This window comes from Enterococcus sp. M190262 (genome assembly GCF_005843965.1).
Taxonomy (GTDB): domain Bacteria; phylum Bacillota; class Bacilli; order Lactobacillales; family Enterococcaceae; genus Enterococcus_D; species Enterococcus_D gallinarum.
This window is the reverse complement of record NZ_CP040461.1, coordinates 1,164,319-1,175,000: the sequence shown is the minus strand read 5'-3', so window position 1 is coordinate 1,175,000 and position 10,682 is coordinate 1,164,319. Positions and strand designations below refer to the sequence as shown.

The 10,682-nt window shown below is 42.9% G+C and carries 8 protein-coding genes and 1 rRNA gene (1 of these 9 running past the window's edge); all 9 read right to left on the bottom strand.

Annotated elements, in window-relative coordinates; all coding sequences use genetic code 11:
• Nucleotides 1-938 (bottom strand): 16S ribosomal RNA (locus FE005_RS05430); it reaches 622 nt to the left of the window's first position.
• A gap of 675 nt (nt 939-1,613) precedes the next feature.
• Nucleotides 1,614-3,107: a lysine--tRNA ligase gene (gene lysS, locus FE005_RS05425; RefSeq protein ID WP_081131809.1), complete on the bottom strand. Its 1,494-nt coding sequence runs from the start codon at nt 3,105-3,107 to the stop codon at nt 1,614-1,616.
• Between the two features lie 95 nt (nt 3,108-3,202).
• The gene (gene dusB / locus FE005_RS05420) at nt 3,203-4,213 is read right to left on the bottom strand and encodes a tRNA dihydrouridine synthase DusB (RefSeq protein WP_003129136.1); all 1,011 of its coding nucleotides are present in this window, start codon (nt 4,211-4,213) and stop codon (nt 3,203-3,205) included.
• A gap of 3 nt (nt 4,214-4,216) precedes the next feature.
• On the bottom strand, nt 4,217-5,098 hold the full coding sequence (gene hslO, locus FE005_RS05415) for an Hsp33 family molecular chaperone HslO (protein ID WP_060815449.1): 882 nt from the start codon (nt 5,096-5,098) through the stop codon (nt 4,217-4,219).
• 257 nt (nt 5,099-5,355) lie between these two features.
• Entirely contained in the window at nt 5,356-7,449 is a 2,094-nt protein-coding gene (gene ftsH / locus FE005_RS05410) for an ATP-dependent zinc metalloprotease FtsH (RefSeq protein ID WP_003129133.1), read from the bottom strand.
• A 73-nt stretch (nt 7,450-7,522) separates the two neighbouring features.
• On the bottom strand, nt 7,523-8,068 hold the full coding sequence (hpt, locus tag FE005_RS05405; RefSeq protein WP_003129132.1) for a hypoxanthine phosphoribosyltransferase: 546 nt from the start codon (nt 8,066-8,068) through the stop codon (nt 7,523-7,525).
• 19 nt (nt 8,069-8,087) lie between these two features.
• The gene (gene tilS / locus FE005_RS05400) at nt 8,088-9,473 is read right to left on the bottom strand and encodes a tRNA lysidine(34) synthetase TilS (protein ID WP_138371430.1); all 1,386 of its coding nucleotides are present in this window, start codon (nt 9,471-9,473) and stop codon (nt 8,088-8,090) included.
• Between the two features lie 217 nt (nt 9,474-9,690).
• A complete protein-coding gene (locus tag FE005_RS05395; protein ID WP_005472931.1) occupies nt 9,691-10,134 on the bottom strand; it encodes a S1 domain-containing RNA-binding protein in 444 nt (147 codons plus the stop codon).
• A gap of 72 nt (nt 10,135-10,206) precedes the next feature.
• Complete coding sequence (locus FE005_RS05390; RefSeq protein ID WP_003129129.1) at nt 10,207-10,650, bottom strand: septum formation initiator family protein; 444 nt, start codon at nt 10,648-10,650, stop codon at nt 10,207-10,209.
• Between the last annotated feature and the right edge of the window lie 32 nt (nt 10,651-10,682).

Sequence of the window (10,682 nt, the reverse complement as noted above, 5' to 3'; positions counted from 1 at the left end):
ATTCCTTTGAGTTTCAACCTTGCGGTCGTACTCCCCAGGCGGAGTGCTTAATGCGTTTGCTGCAGCACTGAAGGGCGGAAACCCTCCAACACTTAGCACTCATCGTTTACGGCGTGGACTACCAGGGTATCTAATCCTGTTCGCTCCCCACGCTTTCGAGCCTCAGCGTCAGTTACAGACCAGAGAGCCGCCTTCGCCACTGGTGTTCCTCCATATATCTACGCATTTCACCGCTACACATGGAATTCCACTCTCCTCTTCTGCACTCAAGTCTCCCAGTTTCCAATGACCCTCCCCGGTTGAGCCGGGGGCTTTCACATCAGACTTAAGAAACCGCCTGCGCTCGCTTTACGCCCAATAAATCCGGACAACGCTTGCCACCTACGTATTACCGCGGCTGCTGGCACGTAGTTAGCCGTGGCTTTCTGGTTAGATACCGTCAAGGGATGAACGTTCTACTCTCATCCTTGTTCTTCTCTAACAACAGAGTTTTACGATCCGAAAACCTTCTTCACTCACGCGGCGTTGCTCGGTCAGACTTTCGTCCATTGCCGAAGATTCCCTACTGCTGCCTCCCGTAGGAGTCTGGGCCGTGTCTCAGTCCCAGTGTGGCCGATCACCCTCTCAGGTCGGCTATGCATCGTGGCCTTGGTGAGCCGTTACCTCACCAACTAGCTAATGCACCGCGGGTCCATCCATCAGTGACGCAAAAGCGCCTTTCAACTTTCTTCCATGCGGAAAATAGTGTTATACGGTATTAGCACCTGTTTCCAAGTGTTATCCCCTTCTGATGGGCAGGTTACCCACGTGTTACTCACCCGTTCGCCACTCTTTTTCTTTCGGTGGAGCAAGCTCCGGTGAAAGAAAAAGCGTTCGACTTGCATGTATTAGGCACGCCGCCAGCGTTCGTCCTGAGCCAGGATCAAACTCTCATAATGATTTGTTTGAACGATCCATAGGATCGTTAAGCTCAAATAAAATTAACTTTGCTAGCTATTGCTTGCATGTATTTTGCTTCATAAATGAAGCGCCCTACACATTGGTTCGTTTGTTTGCTTTGTTCAGTTTTCAAAGGTCTACTGCGCTGCGTTAGCAACTTTTAAATCATATCAGATCAACAAGCGAATGTCAACTCTTTTTTTAAAAGTTTTTTTCGAAAGTGTTTATTCAACAACTTCCTGTGCGTCATCAGCGACTCCATTAGAATAACAAATGGATTGTTATTTGTCAACAACTTTTTTCAATCTTTTTTGTTGCTGCATCAGCATCAAATTGATTTCTTAAATTTGTGACTTCGTTATAATATCATCTGTTGGTTCTGGCGTCAATAACTTTTTTCATTTTCTTTTAGAAATGATTTTTGTCATTTGGCACATGTAATAATATACCAACTAAATGCTGTCAGGTCAATAACTTTCTCTCTTATTTTCGTAATTTCTCAAAGGCGTTCATTCTTACAATCCAATGAATTCATCGTTCGTTTTTAATTCGTTTTCGTTCCATTTAGCAGTGAGTTTCTCCCTTGTTTTTTTCTTGTTAGTCATTTTGGAGGGAACTACTGGTAAAAAAAGAAACACACAAGTAAACACCCGTGTGTCTCTCTTTATGAATTATCAACGCATTGTTGGGAATAACAGCACATCGCGAATCGATTGTGCATCTGTCAACAGCATGACTAGACGATCGATCCCGATCCCTAAACCACCGGTTGGCGGCATGCCGTATTCTAGCGCTTCAAGGAAGTCTTCATCGACTCCATGAGCTTCATCGTTTCCTTCTTGTCGTTCTTTTTCTTGTGCTTCAAACCGTTGTCTTTGATCAATTGGATCATTTAATTCGGTAAAAGCATTAGCAAACTCCCGGCCTACGATAAATAGTTCAAAACGATCTGTAAATCGAGGGTCCTCTGGATTCTTCTTCGCTAGAGGTGAGACTTCTACCGGATGTCCATAAACAAAGGTCGGTTGCTGTAAGGTTTCTTCAACAAACGTTTCAAAGAATTCATTGATAACATGTCCTACTGTCATCGTTGGAGTGACTTCCACTTGGTGTTCTTTTGCTAAAGCATGTGCTTCTTCGATTGTCATCTCTTTCCAAAAATCGACACCCGTTTGTTGTTTGATAGCATCGACCATATGCACACGGGCAAAATCACTCGCCAAGTCGACTTCTTGTCCATCATAAGTAATCACAGCAGAATCTAAAACTTTCTCTGCTGCATTGCGGATAATTCCCTCAGTTAGATCCATAACATCTTTGAAATCTGTATAGGCTGTATAAGCTTCTAACATAGTAAATTCTGGATTATGGGTAGTATCAATCCCCTCATTACGGAAGACCCGGCCGATTTCGTAGACTTTCTCCATACCACCTACGATCAATCGTTTCAAGTGCAACTCAAGCGCGATTCGCAAGTATAGATCAATATCTAACGCATTGTGATGAGTGATAAATGGACGAGCTGCTGCCCCACCCGCTTGATTATGCAAAACAGGCGTTTCCACTTCAATGTAGCCATGACCATCCAAATAGCGACGAATCTCACTGATGATCTGGCTGCGTTTCATGAATCGGTCAAAGCTATCTTTATTACTGATCAAATCCAGATAACGTTGACGGTAACGTTGCTCGATGTTGGTCAGACCATGGTATTTATCCGGAAGTGGGCGTAACGCTTTAGACAAAATAACGATTTCTTTTGCTTTGATCGTTACTTCCCCCGTATCAGTTTTCATGATCTCCCCTGAGACACCAAAGAAATCACCTAAGTCAGCATGCTTAAATCCTTCATATGGTTCGTCACCTACTTGATCTTTGCGGACATAAATTTGAATCTGACCATCACGATCTTGCAAATGTGCAAAGCCAGCTTTCCCTTTACCACGTTTCGTCACCATTCGTCCAGCAACACTTGCAGAAAGATTCATCTCTGTTAACTCTTCTTTTGTTCGTTGATCAAATAACTCATGCAACTCGGCAGAATTATGCGTACGTTCAAAGCGCTTGCCAAAGGGATCAATGCCTTCTTCCCGTAATTTTTCCATCTTTTCACGGCGAACCAACATTTGATCATTTAATTCTTCTTGTTTTTGTCGTTCCTCTGTCACGAGTTTTCCTCCATTCTTAACTTGGGTTTCCTTCTTATAATGCCAATGATGCCACAAAAAATCAAGCCGAAGTTCAAGATCGACTTGATTTTACTTTACTCAGGAGTATTTCCGACAGGTTGTTTTTCTGTCTTTTCTACAAATGCATCTAACAGATCAATAATCGCTTGCTTATTCTCTGTCTGGTTGATTGCCGCTTTGACTTTAGCTGCCCGTGAAATGCCTTTTAAATAGTAGGCAGCATGCTGCCGAAACTCTCGAGAAGCAACAAATTCACCTTTTAAATCAGCAAGTCTTTCCAAGTGAAGTTTGGCTGTAGCGATCTTCTCCCGTGGAGTAGGTTCGGCGATCAGCTCTCCCGTTTCAAGATAATGTTTTGTACGATGGATCATCCACGGATTCCCCAATGCTGCTCGTCCGATCATGACAGCATCTGCGCCGACTTCTTCCAGCATTCGTTTGGCATCTTCTGGTGTCCGAACATCTCCATTCCCCATAAAAGGGATCGAAATTGCTTGCTTCACCTCTCTTAATACCGACCAATTAGCCGCTCCTTCATACATTTGGACCCTCGTGCGGCCATGCATCCCAATCGCCGCTGCACCTGCCGCTTCAGCAGCTTGCGCATTTTGGACAGCGAAAATATGTTCATCATCCCAACCGATCCGCATTTTGACTGTGACCGGTTTATCAATTGCCGTAGCTACTGCATGCACCATTTCGTAGACTTTGTCTGGATCCAATAGCCACTTTGCACCAGCCTCCGCTTTAATGATTTTATTTACCGGACACCCCATATTGATGTCAATGATATCTGCTGCTGTATTTTCTGAGACAAATTGAGCCGCTTCGACCAAAGACTCTTTATTCCCACCAAAAATTTGCAAGCTTAAAGGATGTTCTGTTTCATCTATATAAAGCATTTCTAATGTTTTTTTGTTTCGTAGTTGGATTCCCCGATCACTGATCATTTCACAGACGACTAAGCCTGCGCCAAATTCTTTGACCGTTACGCGAAACGCCGCATTGGTTATTCCTGCCATAGGCGCAACGACAACTCGATTAGGGATTTCGACATTACCGATTTTCCAGCTGTGTATCGCCATCTTCTATGCCTCAGCTTCTTTCTTTAATCCAGCAAGTTCTTGTTCATCGAAATGGTATTTATTACCGCAGAACGAACAAACAGCTTCTGCACCATGATCTTCATCCATCATTTCTTGTATTTCATCCGCGCCTAATGTAATGATCGCTGTCGCAAATTTTTCTTTGCTACAATCACATCGAAATTGAACAGGCATTTTTTCTAACACTTCGACTTTGGTGTCATTCAACAATACCGTCAAAATTTCTTCAGGCGATTTCCCTTCATCCAGCAATGATGACACTCGTGGTAATTCTTGCAGGCGGTTCTCGATTGAATCAATAACCGTTTCATCTGCTCCCGGCATGATCTGCAGCAAGAAACCACCGGCTGTTCGAATAGAATCATCGGTATCAACTAACACACTCAATCCAACGGCCGAAGGGATTTGTTCAGAAACTGCTAAGTAATAAGTGAAGTCTTCTCCCAATTCTCCAGAGACAATAGGTGTTTGTCCAGAAAACGGTTCTTTCAACCCTAAATCTTTGATTACAGTAAAGATTCCTTGATCTCCTACTGCTCCTCGCACATCCAACTTTCCTTGTCCGTTTAGCGGCAAGCTGATATGCGGATTTTTTATGTACCCTTTGACATCTCCACGACCATTGCTATCAATAATGATTGCTCCAGCGGGTCCGTTCCCTTGGATTTTGACCGTTAATTTGTCATCACCCTTTAACGTGCTGCCCAAAAGCAGGCTTCCAACCATAGCGCGGCCTAGCGCTGCTGATGCTGTATTCCAAGTATCATGACGTTGTTGTGCTTCACTAACAGTTTTTGTTGCAGACACTGCATAGGCACGAACAAAACCATCATAAGCTAATGCTTTTACTAAGTAATCTTCCATTGTTTATGCTCCTTTATTTCGTTCATTAGTGAATCATACTAGGAACTTGTTTTTTTTTCAACTGAATGTCACCATTTTAGAGAAAAGCCAATGTTTTCTGTCGGTTTATTTCTCGATTTGTTAACAAGAAAGGACTGCGGCACAAGCCGTAAAACAAGCAACTGGTCCGAACCTCATTCGAATCTGTTCTCTTGTTTTGACTTATGACACAGTCCCTAGACTTTACGATAGCTAATCACCTATTGATAATTGAACGACTACTCTTGACCGTCCTCTGTTTTATCTTGAGATGAAGCTTCGTGGTTTTCATTATTGTGACGAAGTTCGTCTACTTGCTGATCAAAATCTTTTTTCTCAGCAGCTTGCTTTTCAGCATCCTTCTCTTCTAAAGCGCGTTTTGCTTCTTCAAAAGTTTGAGCTTTTTCGCTTGGATATTCTGAATTCTCAGTTCCAGCAGGCATTTTGCCTTCTTCAAACAATGACTTGATTGCTTTTGCATCCAATGTTTCATATTCAAGCAGTTTTTCGGCAATCAATTTATGTTGCGCACGATGTTCTTCGATGATCTCATGTGCTTTTTGATGTGCCTCCATCAAGATACGGCGTACTTCCTGATCGATCTCGAAAGCAACTTGTTCTGAGTAAGCTTTGGTTTGACCATAATCACGACCGACGAAGACCTGATGATTGCCTTCATACTGAACTGGACCTAGTTTGTCGCTCATACCATATTCTGTGACCATACTTCTAGCTAAAGCTGTTGCTTGTTCAAAGTCATTGGATGCTCCGGTTGATTGAACGCCGAAAATGATTTCTTCTGCTGTCCGTCCACCAAGCAATCCGACGATTTGTTCAAACATATCTTCTTTCGTCATTAAGAATTGATCTTCTTTAGGTAATGCGATCATGTAACCGCCAGCACGTCCCCGAGGGATGATCGTTACTTTGTGAACGACCCGGGCACGGCTTAAGACTAAACCGACGATCGTATGACCCGCTTCATGGTAAGCAACCATTTCGCGTTCTTTTTTATTGATGACACGATCTTTCTTCGCAGGTCCTGCGATTACCCGATCTTCTGCTTCATCAATATCAGAGGCATCGATTTTCTTTTTATTACGACGGGCAGCGACTAGCGCAGCTTCATTTAAGACATTCTCTAAATCAGCACCGGCAAAACCAGGTGTTTGTTGTGCTACGACTTTCAAATCCACATCATCCGACAACGGTTTGTTCCGTGCGTGAACTCGTAAAATAGCTTCACGGCCTTTAACATCCGGACGGCCAACAAGAATTTGTCGGTCAAAACGACCTGGACGTAACAAGGCTGGGTCTAACACGTCGGAACGGTTGGTTGCTGCAATAACAATAACTCCTTCGTTGCCATCAAATCCATCCATTTCAACTAATAACTGATTCAACGTTTGCTCACGTTCATCATGTCCACCACCCATGCCGGCACCGCGTTGGCGCCCAACCGCATCGATTTCATCGATAAAGATGATGGCCGGTGCGTTTTTCTTGGCTGTTTCAAATAGATCCCGGACACGGCTCGCTCCGACCCCGACAAACATTTCCACAAAGTCTGAGCCTGAGATAGAGTAAAACGGAACGCCAGCTTCTCCGGCAACCGCTTTTGCTAGCAATGTTTTCCCTGTCCCTGGAGGTCCTTCTAGCAGCACACCAGCTGGGATTCTCGCACCTAATTCGACAAAGCGTCGTGGATCTTTCAAAAATTCGACCACTTCGACTAATTCTTGTTTCTCTTCTTCAGCACCCGCTACATCAGAGAAACGAACGCGATTGGCTTTTTTGTCGGCCTCTTTCGCTTTGGATTTTCCAAAGTTCATGACACGGCCGCCACCGCCGCCACCGCCGCCTTGCTGGCTCATCATCATATAGAAGAAGAAAATGATGATTACGATTGGCAAGAAACTAATCAGCAACGATAACCAAACACCACTGTTCGATTCTTCTTCGATCGTTGTTTTAACCCCTTGATCCTTTGCTAATGTCGTAACCTCGCTCAATGTCGAGTCATTCGGCAAAATGATCGTTGTAAAACGTGTCGTACTTGCTTGCGTGCTTCCTAGTACGGAAAGCCCATTGTCATTGCTGACGGTTTGTTCGGCATTGTATTCACCGACGATCCGGTAAACACCGTTAGCAGGCTGAACAGTAAACTGTTTGACCTTTCCGTCTTTCAGCTGCTCCGTAAATGTTGAGTACTCGATTGTTGGCGTTTGCTGATTGCCATTTCCAAAAATGAAATAGACGACCATGACCATTGCTAACAAGACAAGTACATAATATAAGGTATTTTTGATCATACCGTTATTTTTCTTATTCATGCGTACCTCCTTGGCTATTTTGTTTTATCAATCCTGACCATTTAATTGTATCACAACTGATTTAGATCAGTCACTAATTTGATTGATAAACGCTTGGTTTTAAGACACCCACATAAGGGAGGTTACGGTATTGTTCCGCGTAATCCAATCCATAGCCGACCACAAATTCGTTCGGTACATCAAAGCCAATATAGTCGGCATCGATTTTCACCACACGTCCTTCTGGTTTGTCTAGCAATGTCACGATTTTAACCGACTTTGCTTTGCGATATTTAAATAGGTCTACTAGATAGGCTAATGTGCGACCGCTATCAATAATATCTTCTACGATCAGCATATCTCGGCCTTCGACATTTGTATCCAAATCTTTCAAAATCTTCACTTCGCCAGAAGAAATTGTCGCGTTCCCATAACTAGAAACATCCATAAAGTCCAATTCCAAATGACAATCCATTTCTCGGACGATGTCTGCCATAAAAGGAACAGCCCCTTTTAATACGCCAACAACCAATGGATTCTTATCTTTGTAGATTTCCGTCAGTTCTTTACCTAGTTCAGAACAACGATTTTGGATCTCTTCACGAGTAATCAAAATTTTCTCAATATCTTTGTCTAACATAAAGTTCTCCTTCCAACTCTTACTTCCGATATTTATAAAGAAGTATGTAGTGTATTTTATCAGTTTCTTGCTCAATACTCAAATAGGAAAATAGATAAGGCAAAAGTGCCAATACATTCTCTTGAGCGTCTGTCAGGACCCAACTAGCAGCACGCTTTTCATTCGAAATCTTCTCATCGATAAAGAAACGCCTGATTTTTTTCGTAAGACCTGGTTTCAGCTGTAACCGATCCCCTGGTTTTCGCTTCCGCAAAAAAACTGTCGCAGGATATTGTATCGGTAAAATTTGTGAAATCTCTGACCAATCCATGACTTTTTCTGGAACTTGGGCGTCACTTGGAATGTAGCCGATCCATTCATGGTCCGACAAAAAGAAACTTTCACCTTTTTTTAGAACAAAATGCGTCTCATCTACCTGCGTTTGGAGGTGAGAGCCTTTTTTAACAGCAGTGACTTTCAACTGATCATAAACTCGAACAATCTGCCAGTCTTGATTCAAATCGATTATCCACTGACTGGGATTATGTTCTAGCAGATACAGCAACTGCTCTCGTTGTTTAGTATTGTACGAGATTCCTTTATCATGGGAAACTTTCTGTAGCAAACCTTCAAAAAAGTAATAGCGTTCTGCTGCGGTAAACGCAGCCAATTCATCCAAGTTTAAAAAATAGCCTTCAGCTTCCTCATGAAGTATCGTGGCGAGCCAATCTGCTTGCTGCTTTTTGATCAATTGGTCAGCATAGATCATCTCTTGAGAAAGCTGCTGAAAATGATCAAGAGCTCTCGGGTTCTCTGCTTTCAGCAGAGGGACCGCTTGATGACGCAGGCGATTTCTTTGAAACAGCGTTTGCTGATTCGTTTCATCTTCGAAATAAGCGATCCCTCTCCTTCTTGCATAGTCTCTAATCTCCTCTTTGGCGATCGTTAGGAAGGGACGGATCAAATAACCGTTACCAAAAGGTTGCTTGCGCTTGATTCCCGAAGCGTTTTGCAAGCGTCCCTCTCGGACCATCTTCATCAGCATCGTTTCCATCTGGTCATCTGCATGATGAGCGGTTAATAACCAATCATAACTCTGAAGAGTCATCGTTTCTGCAAAAAAACGATAGCGGAACTCTCTAGCGGTCGCTTCGATGCCATTTTGGGGCGGATCTTGCCAAACTCGTTCATAATATGGAATCCCGCGCGTTTGACAATAGTCCTTCAGGAACGCTGCTTCGTCGTCTGAAGCTTCCCGCAGATTATGATTGACATGAGCCACGCCAAATGTTCCTTGCTGAAACAACTCTTCGATCACATGGAGTAAAACCATTGAATCCACGCCTGTCGAAACAGCAAGCAAACAAGTAGCATCCTCTACCCATCCATCGGCTTTGATTGCATGATAGACTTTTTGCTTAAGCATTCTATCCCTCCGTGTCTCTTGCTTCTATACTTAACTTCAAACTAAAAATGACTGTCTATTGCTAAGAAAGAGAAATATCCGAACTATGTCGATTCCAAAACGCCGTGCTCCACGGCGAAAGCCTACTACATGGTAGGAGTAATCGGATATAGTTCGGATATTTTTTGAAATACTTATCGTTACGTCACAAATTCTTTTGACAACTTGCTCATCCTGTTTAGTTACGTCGACCGCCACGGCCGCCGCGTTTACCTTCCGTATTACGTCGTAATGAAGATAAACGATCATCACTATCTTTTAGAAAAGAACTCATCAATGAATCGAAGTCTTGTTTATTTACGTTCGTCGGTTGATTGCGTGAAAAAGATTTCTTCGGACTTGACCGATTGAATTCTTTTTTAGGAAAATCACGTTTTTCTTCCGGCTTTGCTTCTGCTTTACGGATCGATAGCCCGATTTTTCCATCATTGCCGATTGCCGTCACAACAACGGTTACTTCATCGCCAATAGACAACACGTCATGAATGTCTTTCACAAACCCATTTGATACTTCGCTGATATGTACCAAACCAGTTTTCCCCTCACCAAGATCAATGAACGCACCAAAATTTGTAATACCAGACACTTTGCCCTTTAGTTTCGCTCCAACTTCGATTGACATATAAAAAATGTTCCTCCTAATTTTTACCCATTTAATCATTTCAACTACTGCGATGAGTAGGTATGACCTTGTTTATTCCGAATCACTTGTCTTTGTATCACTAGCATTTGCCTCATCACCGCTTGTTTCTGTTTTTGAATCAGAAGCATCCGGCAAGACAGGGTAGATCTTTTCATTTTTCTTTGAATAAAAGAATCTACTGCGAGCTAATTTTGCAACGTATTCGTCATCTTGCAACAGTGCCACATCTCGCTTAAGTTGTGTCACTTTTTTGTCCGCTGCTTCTTGTTTTGCTACTGTTTCTGCTTTATACTCTTGTAATTTTTGCAGACGCATTTGATCATTGAACATTTGAATACCTACGATTGCAAAAATCACTAGCGCTGCAACAAAAACAGCTACAAGTCGACGTCGACGAAAGACCACTTGTCGTCGTTCTTTTTCGAACTTGGCAAATTGCTCTTTGGCATACTCGGTCTGCAATAGTTCTATTTGTTTGTTTGGCTCTTTATCCACGCTGACCTCGCTCCTGTCACTGTGATTGTTTT

Bases quoted from the DNA above. Each gene is read 5' to 3' on its own strand.
- dusB (WP_003129136.1), bottom strand. From the start codon at position 4,213: ATGGCGATACACAGCTGGAAAATCGGTAATGTCGAAATCCCTAATCGA.
- hslO (WP_060815449.1), bottom strand. From the start codon at position 5,098: ATGGAAGATTACTTAGTAAAAGCATTAGCTTATGATGGTTTTGTTCGT.
- ftsH (WP_003129133.1), bottom strand. From the start codon at position 7,449: ATGAATAAGAAAAATAACGGTATGATCAAAAATACCTTATATTATGTA.
- hpt (WP_003129132.1), bottom strand. From the start codon at position 8,068: ATGTTAGACAAAGATATTGAGAAAATTTTGATTACTCGTGAAGAGATC.
- tilS (WP_138371430.1), bottom strand. From the start codon at position 9,473: ATGCTTAAGCAAAAAGTCTATCATGCAATCAAAGCCGATGGATGGGTA.
- FE005_RS05395 (WP_005472931.1), bottom strand. From the start codon at position 10,134: ATGTCAATCGAAGTTGGAGCGAAACTAAAGGGCAAAGTGTCTGGTATT.